The following is a 20,798-nucleotide window of genomic DNA, read 5'->3' as shown; positions in this document are numbered from 1 at the left end:
TATATCACAGTTCAATACCGGTATCCTGGTGAAACAGTCCGAAAATTCGCAGCCAGTGGCTGGCTGAATATAGCTCAGGTTTTTTGTTGGTGATTATTTTGCAGACTTGTAAATATTTTGTGATAAATATTCCGCACGGTCGCACTCTTTTTCTGGTTGTAATCCATCATGGTAGTGACACCGTTTTTTGCCTGCAGCTTACTGGCCTCGTAGGCAATAACGTCTTCAGGGTGGCGGATTAACCAGTCACGAAATAACAGATGGCGCAGATGCTCAGGGCAACTGGGCGGGAATACATGCAAATTAACTTCCGGATCATCAAGATACAACATTCGGTGCTCATACCAGGACGGCTCGCGAACCGTATGGATATACCCCAGTGAGGTTAATTGCGGAATATAACGGTGTTCATCGCCCGGGCGGGCCACAATTAAATCAATATCAATAACCGGCTTCGCCGACAGCCCCGGCACTGCCGTAGAGCCAATATGCACCACATTCAGAGCCACATCCCCCAGGGCAGATATAATACGCGCTTTTTCCCGGGTAAATATTCGCGGCCACTCAGGATCATACCTGTCCACATTAATATTAAGCTGCCTGGGCTTACCTGAAACCCAGGGGTTTTCATTGGGGTCTCCGTCTTCAAAATGCATAATGGCACTAAGATAATCTTCAGCCAGAGCATACAGCTCAGGATCCTGATTATGCATATGTACTCCTCTGCGCTGGCAGCGACCGCCCGGAACCGGCGGGGAAATAACACATTATATTGCGTTTTATGAGAGATGTGCACATGACAGATCTCACCATGGTGTGTAACATCTGGCGGGTAAAAACGAAGGGTTTTCAACAGAAAATCAGTAAGAAAAAACAGTCATGAAGTGGCGGAGAGAGGGGGATTTGAACCCCCGGTAGAGTTGCCCCTACTCCGGTTTTCGAGACCGGTCCGTTCAGCCGCTCCGGCATCTCTCCGTAAAACGGTTGCAATAATGCCAGGTATTTTGGCATTTTAACAGCTCTGATCCGGGTATCTTCGTTTAAGTGACGACTTTACGAGCAGGTAATGATGATTAAGTGGCCCTGGAAAGCAACATCATGCACAGCAAACCCCGCCCTCCCCTGGGAACAGGCGCTCAGTATTCCATTACTCTCGACCCTGACAACGCAAGAGACCAGCCGCCTTATCACGCTGGCCACGAAGTTTTTGCGCCACAAGCGCCTGATCCCGCTTCAGGGTCTGGAACTAACACCACTCCAGCGCGCGCGCATTGCGCTGCTGTTCGCGCTGCCGGTTCTGGAGCTGGGTATTGAATCTCTCGATGGCTTCCATGACGTGCTGATCTACCCGGCCCCCTTCCTGGTGGATGACGAATGGCAGGACGATATCGGCCTGGTCCATACCCGCCGGGTAGTCCAGTCCGGGCAAAGCTGGCAGCAGGGGCCGGTGGTCCTGAACTGGCTCGATATTCAGGACTCGTTCGACGCCTCCGGTTTTAATCTGATAATCCATGAAGTGGCCCACAAGCTGGATATGCGCAATGGTGCCTGCGCCAGCGGTATTCCGCAGATCCCGTTTAGCGAGGTGGCCAGCTGGGAGCATGCGCTGCATGCCGCCATGGACCATATCCAGGATGAGATAGACCAGGTGGGCGAAACCGGCGCCAGTATAGATGCCTACGCCGCGACCGATCCGGCGGAATGTTTCGCCGTATTGTCGGAATACTTCTTCAGCGCCCCCACCCTGTTTGCCCCGCGCTTCCCGGTGCTCTGGCAGCACTTCTGCCGTTTTTATGGTCAGGACCCGCTCCGGCGCCTGCAAAATGATGAAGATGCATCCTGTGCGCTGCATTAATCAGCAAAATGATGGCAATATAACCATTTAAATCAGGAAATTAGTTTTAGTATTGACAGCAAAATGCCGGGCTATTACTATGCGCCCCGTTCACACGATTCCTCTGTAGTTCAGTCGGTAGAACGGCGGACTGTTAATCCGTATGTCACTGGTTCGAGTCCAGTCAGAGGAGCCATATTTAGAAAAGCCTGCTTTCGAGCAGGCTTTTTGCTTTTCTGCGTTTCCCCATTATGTCCGGGTATCAGCTCAGTATGGCTTCCAGCCGGGCCAGCACTTCATTCACAACAGCATCAGGCAGACGTTCCAGCCGCTTACCATTTCTGGCCGCCATATCGATAGTTCTGGGCTGGTCACAGCGAATAACGCCCGTTGTTTTCGTCCCTGCACCATCCAGTGAAACAGCAAAACCAGCCGTACGGGCAAAATTCCCGCCGCTGGTGACAGGAACAACAACGGGCAACCGGGTGAACGTGTTGAACGAGGCCTTCGATACGATAAGCACCGGGCGTTTCCCGCTTTGTTCGTGTCCGGCTGTGGGATCCAGTGAAACGAGCCAGATTTCCCCTCTGTCCATTTACAGGATCTCCTTACCTGCCGCAGGCGCATCAATCCATTCCCGATCCTCTTCACTCATTTCGGCGTGCGGTTCGCACTGTGCCAGCAGTTCCTCAAGCGAATAACGGGGCCGTTTCTGGGGTTCAATAATCAGGCAGCCATTCTCAATGGTCATACCCACTTCGCTGTCCACCGACAGACTCAGGGTTTTCAGCACGACGGGAGGAACCGCCAGCATGACGGATCCGCCAACCTTTTTCAGACGAGTGGTATACATAGAGCACCTCCGGATATTATATTTTAATATAACATCCACAGCGGACGACGCACAATTATTCATCAGATTCATGGTGGATTGGTTCAGGCGCGAAAGCGCTGGCAGCGAAGAGGCACTATTTTCAGACCGGCTGATAATAGCCCGTAATATCAGAAAATCTGTTTCATCTCAGGTGATCCCAGTCAGAGGAGCCAGATTTAGAAAAGCCTGCTTTCAAGCAGGCTTTTGCTTTTCCGTTACAGCTCCCGACCGGGAAAATTAGATCTGATAATCAAGGACAGCCTCTTCCGGCTCCAGCGCCTGGCGTTTAATCTCTTCAAATGAGAGCGCCTCATTACACAATTCAATAAAATGCCAGACATAGTTACGTTGTAACTGGCCCCGTTTGATCCCCAGCCACACGGTATTGGCCTCAAACAGGTGGCGCGTATCCAGCTGCACCAGCGCCGGGTTTCCGGCCTCCCCCCCGGCCTGCCCGGCGACCAGGCCAATCCCCAGCCCCAGCTCAACATAGGTTTTAATCACATCGGAGTCCTGAGCGCTGAGCACCACATCCGGTATCAGCCCCCGGCGCTGGAATGCATCGTCAATCCGGCCACGCCCGGTTATCCCCTGGCGATAGGTAATGAGTGGCCACTGGGCAATATGCTCAAGTGTAAGCGGGGTGTGGTTCACCAGGGGGTGACCGGCTGGCACCAGTAAGGTGTGATACCAGTGGAACCAGGGGTAAGCGACCAGTAGCGGATCGTTATTCAGCCGCTCGGTGGCGATCCCCACATCGGCCCCCCCGTTATGGAGCAGGGTTTCTATCTCCTGGGGCGTGCCCTGGATAAGCTCCAGGCGCACCTCAGGGAAGCGCTCACGAAACGTTTTAATCACCGGAGGCAGGCTGTAGCGCGCCTGAGTGTGCGTTGTGGCAATCGTCAGCACCCCGGTCGCATTGTCGGTAAAGACATCCGCCAGGCGGCGTACATTACTGGCTTCGTTGAGAATACGCTCGGCAATTACCAGCAGGGCTTTACCCGGCTCTGTCATCCCCAGCAGGCGCTTTCCCCGGCGAATAAAAATCTCAATCCCCAGCTCCTCTTCCAGTTCCCGGATATGGCGGCTTACGCCGGACTGCGAGGTATAAAGCATACTGGCGACATCGGTCAGGTTGTAGTCCCGCCGCGCCGCCTCACGAATAATTTTAAGTTGCTGGAAGTTCACTCTGCCTCCACGGCTCATCAGGTGCGATAGCCTATTGTTAAGGCCTTGCGGTGATGGCAACAAATAATAAAAACCAGCAACTTATAACCAGCAAGAATAACGCAATCAGCCCACCAGTTGCAGCTCGCGGCTCTCCATCATCGGGTGGGTCACCAGCGCCATAAGAATATCTTTTACCGCCTGGGCTTGTGGTGTCAGCGGTATGCGCGCGGATAAATTCAGCGACAAAGGCAGCGTCAGCGATGGTGTGGTAACGCGGGCCATCCAGCTCCCGGTACTGGCCGTCAGGGATCTGGCGGCAGACTCCGGCAGCAGTGTCACCCCGGTACCGCTGGCAATGACTGCCGCCATAGTGGAGAGCGACTCGATCTCACCAACGACTTTCGCCGTCAGACGGCGCAGCGAAAACGCCTCATCCACCCGCTTACGCACGGCGCTGTAATCACGCGGCAGAAACAGCCGCATCTGCGCAACGGCGGACAAATCCACACTCTTACCGGGGCTCTCACCACTCCCCACCAGATACAGATCCTCTTTAAGAAGCGGCTTACTGAGGATCCCGGCCTGCGGGGCCCGTTCATACAATACGGCCATATCCAGCTGCCCGCAGAGCAGTTTATCGTTAAGCTGGCCACCGCCGTTTTCATGCAGGAAAATCTGTACCTCCGGCAGGTTATTGCGCACCGCCTGCAGCAGCGGCGTCATCACCGAGGAGGCGGCCGTTCCCGGCGCCAGGCCAATAGACACCTGGCCGCTCAGGATATTCCCCACATTACTGACCGCCAGCTGTGCCTGTTCGCACTGGCGCAGAATCGCCTGCGCATGGGCGTAGAGAATTTTTCCGGCTTCGGTAGGCGTAACCCCACGCTTAGTGCGAATCAGTAATTGCTGATCCATTTCACCTTCCAGGGTGGCCACCTGCTGGCTGAGCGCGGGCTGTGCAATATGCAATACCTCTGCGGCCTGGGTCAGGCTACCGATATCCACGATTTTCACGAAATACTTGAGTCGTCTTAAGTTCATATTGCCTCCAGAACGGGTAGCGGATACGGGGTCCTGGTAATAAATGCAAAATGCTTGCCAGAATGGCGCCCCCTGCCCTGGCGGGCGGTTAATCAGCACAGCGCACCGTTTTACAGGCGCGCCTGCCCTGGAAAAGGGGCACGGACGCACCATTGGAGTGCAAAAATTCACCGCTTTGCATTTTTTTACCGCGCACTGCTGAAATTGTCAGCAAACAGTACAACTTAGCGAATTTCACCTTTGACAAGATAAGAGCACCCCGCTAATATTCGCCCCGTTCACACGATTCCTCTGTAGTTCAGTCGGTAGAACGGCGGACTGTTAATCCGTATGTCACTGGTTCGAGTCCAGTCAGAGGAGCCATATTTAAGAACCCGCTTAAGGAAACTTAAGCGGGTTTTTGCATTTCGTGCGTCCGGTAACCCAGAAATATACGAAGCTGGCCGCCCGAATCCCCCGCCACCAGGCCCATGCCCTGGCCCCCGTCAGACACCTCAAACACATGGATGCAATAACAGTATTGACATGCTGTACTAACCCTGTATGTTGGTCGTTAACCACACGGGCTGTAAGCCTTAATGGTTAACGTAAATGTCCGAATGACATTGTGCTAATGCGATAAAGGCCACGAAGTATGTTGTATGGGATACTGAAGCAGGTGGATGGTACGCTTTCTTCAGTGATGCTTTCAGGCCATGTAGTCAGTCACGACAATCGCAGGGTGTGGACCAGAACGCGATGATGTAAGGCTTTGCTCTACAGTATCACCGTGTCGGCGGCAGTTACCGGGCGACACACATAAAGCCACGCATCAAAGAGTATATATCGCGAGGGGGATGTCCGTATCTGCGCCGCTTTCAGCGTAATACGGTACATTAGTAGCAGTGCTAACCGCAGTACTGATAAACGTGTTTGAGTTGTAAAGTTAATTGATGTTTAACCCTGAATATAAAGTAGTCTGAAGCCCCGGCAATAATTCCTGTCGGGGCTTTTTTTTAACCTGCGCCATTTTCGCACGCCCCCATGACTACCGCGCTCTGCCGGTCACGCTAATTTCTGCTTCGCCCCCCACGGCCAATGGCATACACTTTGTTAACACGCGTTCCTGCTTTACGCGTTATCAAAGGAGAGAACATGAGCCCTACTGCGCTGACACCGGTCCAGGCACTGGACCGACTTGACGCCCTGTACACCGCATCGGTTACGGCATTGCGTGAGGCAATCGCCAAATTTATCAAAGAGGGAACCCTGCCAGACGACCAGGCCCGGGCCGGTGGGTTGTTCGTTTACCCGCGCCTTAAAGTCAGCTGGGATGGCAATGCGGTGCGCCACAAAAAGACCCGGGCCTTTGGCCGCTTTACCCACCCGGGGTGCTATACCACCACCATCACCAACCCTGCCCTGTTCCGGGCCTATTTGCTTGAGCAGCTCACCCTGCTGGTGAATGACTATGGTGCCCGTATTGAGGTTGAACCCTCAGAGCACGAAATTCCCTACCCTTATGTGATTGACGGCTCCAGCTTATCGCTTGATCGTTCCATGAGCGCCGGGCTGACGCGCCATTTCCCGACAACGGAACTCTCACAAATTGGTGATGAAACCGCAGACGGCCTGTTCCACCCGACAGAAAGCTACCCGCTTTCCCACTTTGATGCCCGGCGGGTGGATTTCTCCCTCGCCCGCCTGAAACACTACAGCGGCACCCCGGCGGAGCATTTTCAGCCCTTTGTGCTGTTTACCAACTACACCCGCTACGTGGATGAGTTTGTCAGCTGGGGGTGCAGCCAGATCCTCGATCCCGACAGCCCGTATATTGCGCTGTCCTGCGCCGGTGGCCACTGGATCACCGCAGATACCGAAGCGCCGGAGCGCACCATTAACGATCTGGCCTGGAAGAAACACCAGATGCCCGCCTGGCACCTGATTACGGAAGATGGCCAGGGCATCACGCTGATTAATATTGGCGTGGGCCCGTCGAATGCGAAAACCATTTGTGACCATCTGGCGGTACTGCGCCCGGATGTCTGGCTGATGATAGGCCACTGCGGCGGGCTGCGTGAAAGCCAGGATATCGGCGACTATGTGCTGGCGCACGCCTATCTGCGCGATGATCACGTGCTGGATGCGGTGCTGCCGCCGGATATTCCGATCCCGAGCATTGCCGAAGTGCAGCGCGCGCTGTACGACGCCACAAAACTGGTCAGCGGTATGCCCGGGGAGGAGGTAAAACAGCGGCTGCGTACCGGCACTGTGGTCACCACCGATGACCGGAACTGGGAGCTGCGCTATTCGGCCTCTGCCCTGCGTTTTAACCTGAGCCGGGCAGTCGCGATTGATATGGAAAGCGCCACCATTGCCGCCCAGGGATATCGCTTCCGGGTGCCTTACGGCACGCTGCTGTGCGTCTCTGATAAGCCGCTGCACGGCGAAATAAAACTGCCCGGTCAGGCCAATCGTTTCTATGAAGGGGCGATTTCTGAGCATTTGCAGATAGGTATCCGGGCCATCGATCTGCTGCGCGCCGAAGGAGAGCGCCTGCACTCACGCAAACTACGCACCTTTAACGAGCCCCCCTTCCGCTGATTTTTTCAGCCCCCGGTAACAGTTCAGGCACCGTTCGGGGGCTGAAATCGCCACTTAATGGCTGTTTTTACAGCCAGATGAGGAATTTATCGTCAAACGCGCCGGAATTTGCAATCAGGCTTTGACAAGCCCGCACCCCGCCGCTAATATTCGCCCCGTTCACACGATTCCTCTGTAGTTCAGTCGGTAGAACGGCGGACTGTTAATCCGTATGTCACTGGTTCGAGTCCAGTCAGAGGAGCCAAATTAAGGGAAGCAGACGTTCACTGACGTCTGCTTTCTGCATTTTTATCAGTTGGTTATCCCCTTCTTTAAGTTCACCTCGTTCACTAAAAACCACTCGAAGCCGTACCCGTTTGCTGGTAAAAATGTTGGTAATCCGACAAAACCAACGCAGCGCCTGTCATAAGTAAGATTTTTTCATCTTCATATCCCATCAACGTTAACGAACTGGCTATTCGCCGCAGGATTGAAAGCAAAAGAGAACCCGAAAACCAGAGTACTGCATCATGCTGGTATTTGGCTTTTCAATTGATGATTTCAGAAATCTTGTTTTATGTTCAGAGCATTACCGCAGTGTACAGTTTCCTGAATCATTCACAATTAGTGATGATTTTGATCTTGTTTCGAATAAAGCAGTACTTAAATTTGATGCGACCCTTTTTGAGGGGATGAATGATTACTGATATGAGGAGTAAGTACTTATTCAATCGAAAAACAAAAGTGGATCGTGTCTTCGCTGGCTGTTGGTGGGGCTAAACCGGCAAATAAACTTCATTAAGGATCAGACATATGGCAACGGGTTATTTTCTTCGCATTGGCGACAAGACAACTTGCGGCGGCAGCATTCTTTCAGGGTCCCCACATCACAGTTTTGGAGGGATTGCAACGGCAAGAAATGGTGATTCTGTATCGTGTGGTAAAGACGGCAAAATTTATCATATTGCGGGTGGGATACCCAATTATATGATTCGTGGTGTAGCAGCCGCAGGTACTTTGAATAGCCGTAGTACATGTCCCTGCAACGCAAGATTTATTCCTTCACTCCCAAACGCCTCTTATTGGCTCGAAGATGCCAAACCAGTCAAAGCTGCTCCTGTTGCGGCTCCGTTGGTCGCTGCTGCCCCTTCTCCTGAACCTGCAAAAGCTGCAGAGCCTGAACAACATGCTCAGGCTGCTAAAAAGAAGGTAGAAGCAAAACGTGAACCTGTGGATGCCGGATTTTGCGTTCTTCCCTATGGGGCTGAAACGAGAGCCTATGAGCCGTGGTTGTTTGAAAGCGAGCCACCAGCAGGAACACGCGAACTTTATCGTGCTCTTAACGGTGCTGATAAGGAATACAAAGCTGGTTCTATTCTGCTGGTTGTTGATCCTGAAAAACAGGACAGCGATCAGATCGAGCATATGAAGGCTGCTAAACAACGTATTGATACAGCATTAGAACCGCTTACACATAAAGAAGCTAATTTTTTACACAATCACTATGCAACAATAGCCAACTTCAGCAATATCGCTGATAAAGGAATTGGTCTTGCTGCTGAACCTGTCGGAAAATATTTTGAGAATATAGAGAGGATCCTGAAAGAAATTCAGGAAACGTACAAAAATACTTACATGACAAGAGGAGCTTTGATTGGTGAGCAGTTCTATGTAAGACGTACTCAACTATTCAGGGAACTTGATCGTGTACTTAAAGTTGGCTTCCTTAATAAAGGCATGGCACTCGGTGAATATAACAGTCTAAAAAGTGCACTTGGTCTGTCAACTAAATCGATAACGCATAAATGGAATGAAACGGGCATTAGCGATATCGATGGTTATGCGACCCACTTAGAGCGGGCAGCTAAGTATATTAAGGCTATGCGATATGTTGGCTATGTAGGAATCGGTTTTAATGCATTGAATTCAATCAATGAAATAAACGAGGCTTGTTCTGTTGGTCGTGAAGGTGAATGCACCAAAAAGAAATATACCGAGGTTGGTAGTTTTTCTGGTAGCATCATTGGAAGCATCGGAGGTGGTGCGATAGGCACAGGTATATGCACTGTAGTATTAGGTGCTTTGACAATAGAAGCAGCAGGAGCAGGTGCACTAGCTTGTGGTGTAATTCTTGGTACTAGTGGAGGTTATTTAGGCGGTGAATTTCTGTCAGATCAAGGTGAAAGTCTCGGCGAACTCATTTATAAAACGGTAGGTGAATAGTGGGCATCCTGTCTGCGATCTTAACGTTATTGTGTATATTCTTCGGGTTTATCGCAATAGGATATTCTGTGCTAAAAAACAAACAACATCTTTTATTATGCGATGCTTTTAAAGAACAATTCGGTTATGTACCAGCAGAAATCATTCTTGCACAAGCCGGTGGGATATTCTTAACCTTTCAGAAGGATTTTTATTTCATCTTCCCATTCGTATTTAAAAAGGGGAGCTTTCCCGTCAGAAATATGGACTCTGAACATTATGATTTCATCAAAGAGTTACCCAACGAAATGGTATTATGGCTAAAAGTTAAGTTCACTTTGTTTTTAGTAATGATCGTTTTATTTTTCCTGACTATTATAACATCTGTCCTGCCCATTTAAACATAGTTTATAAAGTATATTAGTCGCGGCATGCTCTTCCCCATCTCTGCGGTGATCAGATAATTTCCTGCGTTATAAATCTGTAACAAATACTTCTTACACTGCTCTCCATTGCCACTCAACTCGATGGAAATAACAGGGAAAGACGATGAGCAGACCACATAAACCGGTGTTTAAAAAAGAGCACCGCGATGAGATAAGCAACCACAGCACCAACCCCGTGTTTTCTGACGTGGTAGATGCCGTTTTGTCCCGGCGCCACTTTTTACAAATGGGAATGATAGCGGGGGCTGGCGCAGCGTTTCCTTTTTTAATCCGGCCGGAAAATGCCCACGCAGCAGTGGCTAAGCCATCACCAGTGGCGCAAGCCGTGGCGCTGGGCTTCACCAGCATTCCCGTCTCTGCCGCAGACACCGTAACCGTGCCCCGGGGTTATATCGCCCGCCCCCTTTACCGCTGGGGCGATGCCGTGGGCATTCGCGATAATCTGCCTGAATTTAAATTCGACGCCAGCAACACGACCGACGAGCAGGCCGTACAGGCCGGTATGCATCATGACGGGATGGCCTGGTTTAGCCTGCCGCAAGGTGCTGATAACCCGACCCATGGCCTTCTGGCACTAAACCATGAGTACATTGATAACGGTATGCTGTTTAAAGACGGCACGGCCAGCTGGGATCTTGATAAAGCCCGTAAAGGGCAGAATGCGATGGGCGTCTCCGTTATTGAGGTGAAAAAAAGCACCGATGGCTGGCACGTGGTGCGCCCGTCCGCATTTGCCCGCCGTATTACCGCTAACACCCCAATGGAACTGAGTGGTCCGGCACGTCATCAGCCATTAATGAAAACCGCCGCCGATCCGCAAGGAGAAAGGGTGTCAGGCACCATGCAAAACTGTGCTAACGGCTATACCCCCTGGGGAACATACCTGACCTGTGAGGAAAACTGGTCCGATATTTTTGTTAAAAAAGCACCGCGCAATGCGCTGGAAAAGCGTTACGGCATCAGTGAGAGCGATAAATCTTACCGCTGGAGCGAGGTAGACCCGCGCTTTAACGTTGATAAAACCCCCAATGAACCGAACCGGTTCGGGTGGGTGGTGGAGATAGATCCGTACAATCCGACCTCCACACCGCGTAAACACACCGCATTAGGCCGCTTCAAACATGAAGGCGCCGCCGTGACACTGGCAGCGGATAATCGCGTGGTGGTCTATATGGGTGACGATCAGAAATTTGAATACATCTATAAATTCATTTCTGATAAAAAATATCTCCCCGACGATCGCCAGGCAAATATGCAGTTGCTGGAGTCAGGGACACTCTATGTGGCCAGGTTCAACGAAGACGGCTCCGGCGACTGGCTGCCGCTTATCTACGCCGAAAATGGCCTTGATGAAAGCAAAGGATTCGAAAGTCAGGGGGATTTACTGATTAAAACGCGCCTTGCCGCCGATGCAGCTGGCGCAACCAAAATGGATCGTCCTGAGTGGATAGCAGTAGATCCCCATAAGCCGGGCAGTATTTATTGCACCCTGACTAACAACACCGATCGCGGCAAAGAAGGCCGGGCCCCGGCAGACGCCGCCAACCCACGGGCCCACAACCAGTTCGGCCACATCATGCACTGGCGCGAAGCGCAGGCCGATCCCGCCGCAGAACACTTTACATGGGACATTCTGGTGCTGGCCGGGCGTACAGACAGTGACGATCCCGGCGTGAAAGGCTCCATGCAGGGGGCCGCATTCGGCAGCCCGGACGGGCTCTCTTTCGATAACCGGGGCGTACTGTGGATCCAGACCGACGTCTCCTCCAGCACCATAAACAAAAAAGCGTATGAAGGCATGGGAAACAACCAGATGCTCGCGACCATTCCCGGCAGCAATGAATATCGCCGTTTTCTGACCGGGCCCTGCGGCTGTGAAATTACCGGTATCGCCTTTACACCGGATAACCGCACCCTGTTTATCAATATCCAGCACCCGGGTGAAAGCGCCGACAGTATTACCGATCCGGATAATCCTCGTGCGGTCTCCAACTGGCCGGACGCCAGGCCAGATGGACGACCGCGCTCTTCAACGGTGGTTATCACCAAATCCGATGGCGGCATCATCGGTAGCTGATGCCCGGCCTCCTCTTCACCGGCCCGTTTACGGAAACCTGAGCGGGCCGGTGTAATATCCCGTCACTTACCCCCGCTATCGCTATATTTAAACAGGCGTCGCTCCTTGCCATAAATACGCACGCCGTTGAAAAACCAGTGACAGATAAGGATAAAAAACCACCCGGCAGCCCCGTTGACAAACAACCGTGTTAAGGATGGCCTTATGTTTTCCCGTTTTACCACCCTAAAACAGATACCAAAGGGTGTCTGGGTGCTTGGCGTCGTCAGCCTGATGATGGATATATCATCGGAAATGATCCACAGCCTGCTGCCTCTGTTTATGGCCACGACACTTGGCGCCAGCGTGCTGATTATTGGCCTGATTGAAGGCGTTGCGGAGGCCACCGCCCTGATCCTGAAAGTGTTTTCCGGTGTGATAAGCGACTATATCGGCAAGCGCAAAGGGCTGGCGCTGCTCGGCTACGGTCTTGGCGCCCTGAGTAAACCGCTGTTTGCCCTGGCCCCCTCTGCCACCATGATTTTTAGCGCCAGAATGATTGACCGGATAGGCAAGGGGATCCGCGGAGCCCCGCGGGATGCACTGGTTGCCGATGTCACCCCGGCAGAGATTCGCGGCGCGGCATACGGCCTGCGCCAGGCGCTGGATACCACCGGCGCGTTTCTCGGACCGCTGCTTGCCGTGGCGCTGATGCTTCTGTGGCACAACGATTTCCAGTCCATTTTCTGGGTGGCCGTGATCCCTGCGGTTATCGCCATCGCCCTGCTCGCATTTGGCCTGAAAGAGCCCGTATCGCCGGTCGTTCACAAACGCAGCAACCCGCTGCGCCGGGATAATCTGCGCCAGCTCTCCTCCCGCTACTGGTGGGTAGTGGCACTGGGCGCCATTTTTACCCTTGCCCGATTCAGTGAGGCATTCCTCGTGCTGCGCGCGCAGCAGATGCATATTCCGCTGTTTGCCATTCCGCTGGTAATGGTCGCCATGAATATCGTCTACGGGCTGAGTGCCTACCCGTTCGGGAAACTCTCCGACCGGGTCGACCACCGCAAGCTGTTGCAGTGGGGCCTTGTGGTGCTGATTGCCGCCGATCTGGTGCTGGCGCTCAGCGGCCACTGGCTTACCCTGCTGGCCGGGGTGGGTCTGTGGGGGATCCATATGGGAATGACCCAGGGGCTACTGGCCGCCATGGTGGCACACACGGCCCCGCCCGCCCTGCGCGGCACCGCCTTCGGGGTGTTTAACCTGGTAAGCGGTATCGCCCTGCTGTTTGCAAGCCTTGGTGCGGGCCTGCTGTGGGAGACATGGGGCGCCCCATCCACCTTCTATTCAGGTGCGGTTATTTGTCTTCTTTCCCTGCTGGTGATAAAGATCTCCCCGGTTCAACAACAAAAAGCGTCATCGCCCCCGGGCTCCCGGTAAAACATCACGCTAAACTCAGCACACAACAGGACAATTATGGACTCCAGCCTCGCCACCACCGACTCAGCCAACCCGTCACCGCCACATCACCGCGCCCGCCGGGCCGCCTGGGGCAGCTTCGCCGGTGCGGTTGTCGACTGGTATGACTTTCTGCTGTATGGCATTACCGCAGCACTGGTGTTTAACAGTGAATTCTTCCCCCGGGTCGATCCGGCCATGGGCACCCTGGCCGCGTTTGCCACCTTCGGGGTGGGCTTTTTGTTCCGCCCGCTCGGCGGCATTATTTTCGGCCACTTTGGGGATCGGCTGGGCCGTAAACGCATGCTGATGATGACCGTCTGGATCATGGGGCTTGCGACCGCCTGCATCGGCATTTTGCCCTCTTTTAGCACCATCGGCTGGTGGGCACCGGCATTACTGGTCACCCTGCGTGCCCTTCAGGGGTTTGCAGTGGGTGGTGAATGGGGCGGTGCGGCGCTGCTGGCGGTCGAAAGTGCCCCCGCCGGTAAAAAAGCCTTTTACAGTAGCGGGGTCCAGGTGGGTTACGGTGTCGGCCTGCTGCTCTCAACCGGTCTGGTCTCCCTGATAAGCAGCCTGACCACCAACGCGCAGTTCCTGAGCTGGGGCTGGCGACTGCCGTTTTTATTCAGCATCGTGCTGGTGCTGGGTGCCCTGTGGATCCGCAACGGCATGGAAGAGTCCGCCGAATTTGAACACGCCCGCAAGCAGCAGCCCACCGAGGGGAAAAAGCGCCTGCCGGTGTTTGAAGCCCTTATCCGCCATCCGGGTGCTTTTGGCAAAATTATCGCCCTGCGCCTGTGCGAGCTGCTGACGATGTATATCGTCACCGCCTTCGCCCTGAACTACTCAACCCAGAACCTCGGCCTGCCGCGCGAGCTGTTTCTGAATATCGGGCTCCTGGTCGGCGGGCTAAGTTGCCTGACTATCCCGCTGTTCGCCTGGCTGGCGGACCGCTACGGGCGCCGCCGGGTCTACATTACCGGGGCCCTGCTGGGCGCGGCCAGTGCCTTTCCGTTCTTTATGGCGCTGGAAGCACGCTCTGTGGCCGGGGTGGTTATCTTCTCTTTGCTGCTGGCCAATATCGCCCACGATATGGTGGTGTGCGTGCAGCAACCCATGTTTACCGAGCTGTTCGGTGCGGGATACCGCTACAGCGGCGCCGGGGTCGGGTATCAGGTCGCCAGTGTGGTGGGCGGTGGCTTCACGCCGTTTATCGCCGCCGCGCTGGTGACATTCTCCGGCGGCGCCTGGCACTCGGTGGCGGTCTATCTGCTGTGTGGCTGTCTAATCTCGGCCGTGACCGCCATGGTGATGAAAACCCCCACACCGGGCTCCCGGTAAGGATAAGCCGCCCGGCCGGGCGGCAATATTCCCCACATAATACGATTCTGTAATGTGACTTTCGTTGCAGTTACTGATATCCGCCGTTGGCGGAATTTCCTGCGCCATCGCCTTTTTTCGCCGAAAAATCACCGGAATTCATCACAATTTACTATGACGCAGCCGGAGCCGGCCAATAACCCTGCTTTTGGTGGCGTTGTTAATTTACGGACCTGTGCTGCAATTATGCAGCATCCGGATTTGGCTCTGTTGCGCACAGGAGAGGCGTATTGCAGGCCGTTTCGTTCTCACCCATCACAACGCGGGCATATTATGCATATTCCTGAAACCCTGGCCGATCGCGGGCTGATTCACAGCTGTACTGTCAGTGAAAATGGGCTGCTGCTCAATGTCTCCCCCGCCCTGAGCGATCAGCTGGGCTATGCGCCGCCGCAAATGCGCGGCTTCGGTATTTCCCGCGTGTTTACCGCCGAATCCATCCGCCAGTTGCGCAACCTGTTCGCCTGCCCCCCGGCGGATGAAAAGCTCCCGCACCTTGAGCTGACCCTGATCCAGCACACCGGCAGCCTCTACCCGGTGCTGGCCTGCGGCCTGCTGGAGCGGCGTAACGATGCCCCGCGCATCCATCTGGCGTTTATCCCCCTGGGCCCGCTCAGTAACCAGCTGCGCGAATTACAAAACGCCAACGACGTGATGAGCCAGATGCTGTACAGCGCCAGGGTAGCCTACTGGTGTATTGAGTGGTTCGATCCGGTGGATATCACCGCCACCACCGATGAAGTGGTGCGCCAGGTGTTTGAAAACCGCTCCTGCTGGCGAATGTGCAACCGCACCATGGCAGAAGTCTATGAAATGCCGGCGGATGTGGTGTTTAACCAGCAGCCGGTGCACCTCTACTGGCCGCGCAGCCCGGCCAATGAGGAGTTTGTCCGCCGCCTGGTCGAGACCGACTTCTGCGTAGATGGCGCCCTCTCCGTGGATCGCCGCCACGACGGTTCACCCGCCTATGTGGAAAACGACGTGCGCGCCAGCATCCAGAATGGCCGCCTGCTGCGCATGTGGGGCAGCATCCGGGATGTGAGCCAGGAGCTGCGCATCCAGCACGATGCCCGGCAGCGTATCGACGCCCTGCGCCGGGTGTTTGACGCCGTCCCCGATGCGGTCATGGTTATCGACGAGCAGCGCCAGCCCCAGTGGCGCAACGCCGCCTTTGAGCGCGAGTTTGGCATCACCCGGGGGGCCGGAATTGCCAGCCGGTTGCTGAGCGAATCACTGCCGGAGCGGGCCTGGCACAGCCTGCTGCTGCCCGATCTCAGCGGCCAGCCCCGGCCCTATAATATTCACTGTTCCCCTATCGTGATGCAGGAAGGCGTAACCTGGAAGGTGGCCGTACTGCGTAACGCCGGGAGCGAGCAACAACCCAGTCGCGAGTTACATCCATGAGTGACAATACTTTTCTGCCCACCATGAAAATCGGCATGCGCTCTGCGGTCAGTATCAGCAGTGACGTGCTCTCGGCATTACTGGAAACACCGGCGCTGCACGCCTTATTCGACAGCTTCAGTGAGGCCATCATTCTCTGTGACGGGGATTCACGCATCCGCTTTATGAACCTCGCCGCCGAGCGTATTAACCGCCTGTCGCGCCAGGAGGCCACCGGCCTTGCCAATACCGAGTTTTTCCAGCGCTCGGCCCTGAATTTTGACGACGTTCAGCTGTCCATGCGGCGCGGGGCCACCAGCGGTATGGCCCGCGCCATGGACGGGCGCAGCTTTATCACCAGTGCCCAGGCCGTGCCCACCGGCACCAGTGAAAAACCCTACACCCTGCTGGTGCTGCGCCACACGGATAACCGGGACAACCGCGCCCCCTCCGGTGCCCCGCACTTTACCCCGGCGTCAGAGCGCGGGCTGGGCGATCCCCAGGACAATGCCCTGCACCTCTCCCCGCTGCTCTCGCGCATTGCGGATACCGGCGTGCGCGCCTTTCGCCGCCGGGCACGCTTACTGCTGCTGGGGGAGCCGGGGGTGGGGAAAACCGTCATCGCCCGCCATATCCACCGGGCGGCAGGCTGGGGCGATCGCCCGTTTATTCACGTTAACTGCGGCAGTATTCCGGAAAGCCTGTTCGAATCGGAAATGTTTGGCTACGAGCGCGGCGCGTTTACCGGCGCCCTGCAGGGGGGCAAGCGCGGCTATATTGAAAGCGCCGCCGGGGGGACTTTGTTTCTTGACGAGATCGGGGAGATCCCCATTCACGTGCAGGCCAAGCTGCTGAAGTTCCTTGAAGACAGCACGATCCAGTCGGTGGGCTCGCCGCTGGCCAAAACGGTACAGGTCCAGGTGATCACCGCCACCAATAAAGATCTGCGCCGCCTGGTGGAATCCGGTGAGTTCCGGGCCGATCTCTACTACCGCCTGGCGGTGCTGCCGGTTGAAATTCCCCCGCTGCGCCAGCACCTGGACGACTTGCCGGTCCTTATCGATATCCTGCTTGAGCGGATCAACCAGGATCGCCTGCCTGCGCTGCGCCTTTCGCCGTGCTGCCGCCAGCGTTTACTGGCCTATTCATACCCCGGCAATATTCGCGAGCTGGTCAATATTTTTGAGCGCCTCGCGGTGCTGGCCGACGAGGAAGCCACGGAACAACACCTCCCCCCGGAGGTGCTGGGGCAGTGCGCTGCGCTCCCCGCCACCGGCCATGACGCGCACGCACCGGACAACGCCCCCGGCCTTAATGGCGCGGCGGATACCCTGGCCGGTAATCTGAAAGCCCGCGTGCAGCAGTTTGAGCGCCAGCTCATCATGCAGGCGGTGCAGCTGCAGGGCAGCAAGCGTAAAGCCGCCCGCCACCTTGATATCGATGTCGGCACGCTTATCCGCAAACTTCAGCGCAGTTAACCCCCTCCGGCACACGGAAGTGCGCCCTCCCCCCCTGATTTACCGCGCTGCAAAAATGCCAACAGCCGGTGCAATTTCGCCATCACCCTGCGGTTATGAAAAATAGTAAATTGCTTATTATCAATAAGTTAATTGGTTGGCACAGCATTTGCTTAACAATAAAGTCACCTTTATAACAGGTGGAAAAATACATAACGCTGAGCCGGGAAGGCCAGCAGCGCAGGAGGAATACAGCCATGCTCATTACGGGTATCAAGAGCAGACCCATTTACGATGTTCTGCACCCCCTTGCCGGTGGCAAATGCCACATTATTGCCGGCCAGGGCAGCGGCGGTGCAGCGCTATTGCGCTTACTGGAGCAGATGCCGCACACCGACACCATCCGGGTGCTTTATTCGCCGGAGAGTTTCTCCGGGAACAGTTATCTGCGGGAAATAGAAGCCGTTGATGGCATTAGCCCGGAAATCTACCCCACAAGCCAGGCCCTGGTCAGCGCCCTGCACAGCCTGCTGGCCGAGTCATACATGGGCACCCGGCTCTACCTGGCCGGTTCTGAGAGTTTTATCGGCACCGCCATGCAGGCGGCAGACGCCATCAACCTCAACAAAGACGAAGTGCTGCGCGAACACTGCGGCTCTTTTGTGCGCCGGGTGTGGTGTGTGCACTGTAGCGGTTATACCGAAAATGTCACCCAGCGGGTATTTGACTGCCCGCACTGTGAGCGGACCCTGGTCGTCCGTGACCATTACTCCCGACGCCTTGCCGCGTTCCAGGCCGTCAAGGCTGATGCCGAAGTCCCCGGTGAACTGCCGGAAGCAGAGGAGCTGGACACATGAATACCCATAACGGCACCCTTAACGTGCGGGTTTCCCGCATTGAGAATGTCACCCCGGAAATTAAGCGCTTTACGCTCACCCCGCTGGATAGCGAGCCCCTGCCGCCCTTCTCCGGCGGCAGTAACCTGGTGGTGCTGATCCCCCATGCCACGGGCTACTACCGTAACGCGTACTCACTGATGAGCTCCCCCTATAACACCAGCAGCTACCAGATTGCGGTGCGCCGGGTCGACACGGGCCGGGGCGGCTCCGTACGAATGCACGATAACGTACAGGAAGGCGACCAGCTGGAGGTCCTGCGGCCGGTGAACCTGTTCCCCCTGAGCAAGCACGCCCGGCTGCATCTGTTTATTGCCGGTGGCGTGGGGATCACCCCGGTCTGCTCACAACTGGCCGAGCTGCGCCTGCGCGGCACGCCGTTTGAGGTGCACCTTGCAGTACGCGGCACAGAGCACGCACTGCTGGGTGAAGAGTTGCGGGCCGAATACGGCAGCGCCATCCACCTGTACCACAGCGACCAGGGCGAGCGGCTGGATATTTCCGCCGTACTGGCGGACCGGCCACTGGGTAGTGATGTTTACGTCTGCGGCCCGGAAAGCATGATTCAGGACACGGTCAACGCCGCCCGCCATCACGGCTGGACCGACAGCCATATCCACTACGAGCGCTTCCTGGAGCAGGGCAGCATCGGGGAGGCCTTTAGCGTTACCCTTGCCCGCAGCGGCGCAACGGTGAATGTCTCCCCGGATCAGAGCCTGCTGGAAGCGGCAGAATCCGCAGGCCACCACATCCCCTACCTGTGCCGGGGCGGCGCCTGCGGCATGTGCGAAACCCGGGTACTGGACCTGGACGGTGAGCTTATCCACACCGACGACTGGCTGTCTGACGAAGACAAAGCCAGTAACACCAAAATCATGCCCTGCGTTTCCCGGGCCAAATGCACCCGACTCGTCATTGACTGCTGAACGGAGAACTTCCCATGACCATTACATTTCGCCCTGATGAAACCTACCGTGATGACTACACCTTTGCCAACAGCCCGGAATGTATTGCCCGGGCCCCCTGGCCGTTCCCCGATGACGAATACATGTACACCATGAACCTGGAGCCCCATGTTCCGGTGGGCGATGGTGCCCTGAAAGCGGTCTTTGATATTGATGAGCACTACATCAGCGAATGCCGGGACCGGGCTATCACCCTCGAAAAAGACCCGGGCATGCATTATGTCTCCGCCCCCCATATGATGGAGGCCCAGTGGGATCTGCTGGAGCTTATCATGACCTCCTACGCCAGCGATTATCCCCAGTATTTCACCCTGGAGCGCAACGGCACCCGCTGGCGCTGGACCAATAACCTGCTGAATATCGACGATACCTTCACCTTTGGCGATCCGGCGACCCTGCCCTACGAGCCGATGGAGTACGTCACCCGCCAGGCCCAGGGGGACTGGGTACTACAGGAAGAGCGCGACGGCACCCTCTACTGGGGGGCGGGTATCGCCACCCAGCGCGCCGACTACTCCCTGCGCTTTAACCTCGGTATGGCGTGGCATGAGTTCCACGGCCCGGTGCCGCTGCTCAAAGAAAGCGGCATGCTCGACCGGGCGCTGAAGTTTCTGCTGCGTTTACGCAACGGCCACCCGGTGCGCCGCCTGAACTGGTCACTGACGGTGAACCCGCGGCTGGATGTCTCCGCAGAGAGCCTGCCCGACTGGGCACCGGATCGCACCACCGTCACGGCGGAAAACGCCGGTGAAAAAGTGTACCTGCGTATTGAGCTGCAACCGCTGCACCGCCTGCCGCGCAGCAACGCCATCGTCTTCCCGATCCGCACCTATATGCTCAGCCTTCAGGATATCGCCACCAATCCGGCCTGGGCGAAACGTATGCACCGGGTGCTGAAAACCCTCGATCAGCAACTGGTGGACTACAAAGGCTTTACCCGCTACCGGGACCAGGCGGTGGAGTGGTTATCCCAGTTTGATCCGCACTACAACGAGGAGACCGAAAACGCCGTCTGACACTGACTACTCGCGGTTATAACAACAACGCACTATTTACTGCACCGGCGGAACC

The 20,798-nt window shown here is 55.6% G+C and carries 17 protein-coding genes and 4 tRNA genes; 15 read left to right on the top strand and 6 right to left on the bottom strand.

Going from position 1 to position 20,798, the window contains the following annotated elements; genetic code table 11:
- Positions 1–74 precede the first annotated feature (74 nt).
- Positions 75–713: a GrpB family protein gene (locus tag EBL_RS07380; protein WP_002440078.1), complete on the bottom strand. Its 639-nt coding sequence runs from the start codon at positions 711–713 to the stop codon at positions 75–77.
- 172 nt (positions 714–885) lie between these two features.
- A tRNA-Ser gene (locus EBL_RS07375) sits at positions 886–975 on the bottom strand.
- 94 nt (positions 976–1,069) lie between these two features.
- On the opposite strand from EBL_RS07375, the gene mtfA reads away from it, so the two are divergent.
- Together mtfA and EBL_RS07365 are read left to right on the top strand one after the other, a co-directional pair.
- On the top strand, positions 1,070–1,855 hold the full coding sequence (gene mtfA / locus EBL_RS07370) for a DgsA anti-repressor MtfA (protein WP_002440077.1): 786 nt from the start codon (positions 1,070–1,072) through the stop codon (positions 1,853–1,855).
- Between the two features lie 99 nt (positions 1,856–1,954).
- Positions 1,955–2,030: transfer RNA gene (locus EBL_RS07365), tRNA-Asn, on the top strand.
- Between the two features lie 66 nt (positions 2,031–2,096).
- Here the strand turns inward: EBL_RS07365 and EBL_RS07360 are convergent.
- The 4 genes from EBL_RS07360 to nac form a co-directional block, all read right to left on the bottom strand.
- Positions 2,097–2,429 carry a type II toxin-antitoxin system PemK/MazF family toxin gene (locus EBL_RS07360; RefSeq protein WP_002440075.1) on the bottom strand — a complete coding sequence of 111 codons (333 nt, stop codon included), beginning with the start codon at positions 2,427–2,429 and terminating at the stop codon, positions 2,097–2,099.
- Positions 2,430–2,687 (bottom strand): AbrB/MazE/SpoVT family DNA-binding domain-containing protein, encoded by a 258-nt coding sequence (locus tag EBL_RS07355; RefSeq protein WP_002440074.1) that lies wholly within the window; start codon positions 2,685–2,687, stop codon positions 2,430–2,432.
- A gap of 258 nt (positions 2,688–2,945) precedes the next feature.
- Positions 2,946–3,896 carry an HTH-type transcriptional regulator Cbl gene (gene cbl / locus EBL_RS07350; RefSeq protein WP_002440072.1) on the bottom strand — a complete coding sequence of 317 codons (951 nt, stop codon included), beginning with the start codon at positions 3,894–3,896 and terminating at the stop codon, positions 2,946–2,948.
- A 105-nt stretch (positions 3,897–4,001) separates the two neighbouring features.
- Positions 4,002–4,919, bottom strand: coding sequence for a nitrogen assimilation transcriptional regulator NAC (gene nac / locus EBL_RS07345; RefSeq protein WP_002440070.1), 918 nt, complete (start codon positions 4,917–4,919; stop codon positions 4,002–4,004).
- Between the two features lie 287 nt (positions 4,920–5,206).
- Between nac and EBL_RS07340 the strand changes: the two genes are divergently transcribed.
- The 13 genes from EBL_RS07340 to EBL_RS07280 all read left to right on the top strand — a co-directional run bounded on the left by EBL_RS07340 (position 5,207) and on the right by EBL_RS07280 (position 20,743).
- Positions 5,207–5,282, top strand: a tRNA-Asn gene (locus tag EBL_RS07340).
- Between the two features lie 771 nt (positions 5,283–6,053).
- On the top strand, positions 6,054–7,502 hold the full coding sequence (locus EBL_RS07335) for an AMP nucleosidase (protein WP_002440068.1): 1,449 nt from the start codon (positions 6,054–6,056) through the stop codon (positions 7,500–7,502).
- Positions 7,503–7,670: 168 nt separating this feature from the next.
- A tRNA-Asn gene (locus EBL_RS07330) sits at positions 7,671–7,746 on the top strand.
- 548 nt (positions 7,747–8,294) lie between these two features.
- Positions 8,295–9,704: a PAAR domain-containing protein gene (locus EBL_RS07325; RefSeq protein WP_002440065.1), complete on the top strand. Its 1,410-nt coding sequence runs from the start codon at positions 8,295–8,297 to the stop codon at positions 9,702–9,704.
- A 68-nt stretch (positions 9,705–9,772) separates the two neighbouring features.
- A complete protein-coding gene (locus tag EBL_RS07320; RefSeq protein WP_014715954.1) occupies positions 9,773–10,084 on the top strand; it encodes a hypothetical protein in 312 nt (103 codons plus the stop codon).
- Between the two features lie 148 nt (positions 10,085–10,232).
- A complete protein-coding gene (locus EBL_RS07315; RefSeq protein ID WP_002440062.1) occupies positions 10,233–12,206 on the top strand; it encodes a PhoX family protein in 1,974 nt (657 codons plus the stop codon).
- A 204-nt stretch (positions 12,207–12,410) separates the two neighbouring features.
- Complete coding sequence (locus EBL_RS07310) at positions 12,411–13,625, top strand: MFS transporter (protein ID WP_002440061.1); 1,215 nt, start codon at positions 12,411–12,413, stop codon at positions 13,623–13,625.
- Positions 13,626–13,661: 36 nt separating this feature from the next.
- A complete protein-coding gene (shiA, locus tag EBL_RS07305) occupies positions 13,662–14,987 on the top strand; it encodes a shikimate transporter (protein WP_002440060.1) in 1,326 nt (441 codons plus the stop codon).
- A gap of 312 nt (positions 14,988–15,299) precedes the next feature.
- The gene (locus EBL_RS07300; RefSeq protein WP_002440058.1) at positions 15,300–16,430 is read left to right on the top strand and encodes a PAS domain-containing protein; all 1,131 of its coding nucleotides are present in this window, start codon (positions 15,300–15,302) and stop codon (positions 16,428–16,430) included.
- Positions 16,427–17,887, top strand: a complete 1,461-nt coding sequence (locus EBL_RS07295) for a sigma-54 interaction domain-containing protein (protein WP_002440056.1) — start codon at positions 16,427–16,429, stop codon at positions 17,885–17,887. Before EBL_RS07300 ends, EBL_RS07295 begins: the two co-directional genes overlap by 4 nt.
- Before the next feature lie 236 nt (positions 17,888–18,123).
- Positions 18,124–18,723, top strand: a complete 600-nt coding sequence (locus tag EBL_RS07290; protein ID WP_002440055.1) for a dimethylamine monooxygenase subunit DmmA family protein — start codon at positions 18,124–18,126, stop codon at positions 18,721–18,723.
- Positions 18,720–19,688 (top strand): PDR/VanB family oxidoreductase, encoded by a 969-nt coding sequence (locus EBL_RS07285; RefSeq protein WP_002440054.1) that lies wholly within the window; start codon positions 18,720–18,722, stop codon positions 19,686–19,688. Before EBL_RS07290 ends, EBL_RS07285 begins: the two co-directional genes overlap by 4 nt.
- Before the next feature lie 14 nt (positions 19,689–19,702).
- The gene (locus EBL_RS07280; RefSeq protein WP_002440053.1) at positions 19,703–20,743 is read left to right on the top strand and encodes a heme-dependent oxidative N-demethylase family protein; all 1,041 of its coding nucleotides are present in this window, start codon (positions 19,703–19,705) and stop codon (positions 20,741–20,743) included.
- Positions 20,744–20,798 lie beyond the last annotated feature (55 nt).

Source organism: Shimwellia blattae DSM 4481 = NBRC 105725 (genome assembly GCF_000262305.1).
In the GTDB taxonomy this organism is placed as follows: Bacteria; Pseudomonadota; Gammaproteobacteria; order Enterobacterales; family Enterobacteriaceae; genus Shimwellia; species Shimwellia blattae.
The sequence above is the reverse complement of the archived record's forward strand: the minus strand, read 5'-3'. Positions and strand labels throughout refer to the sequence as shown.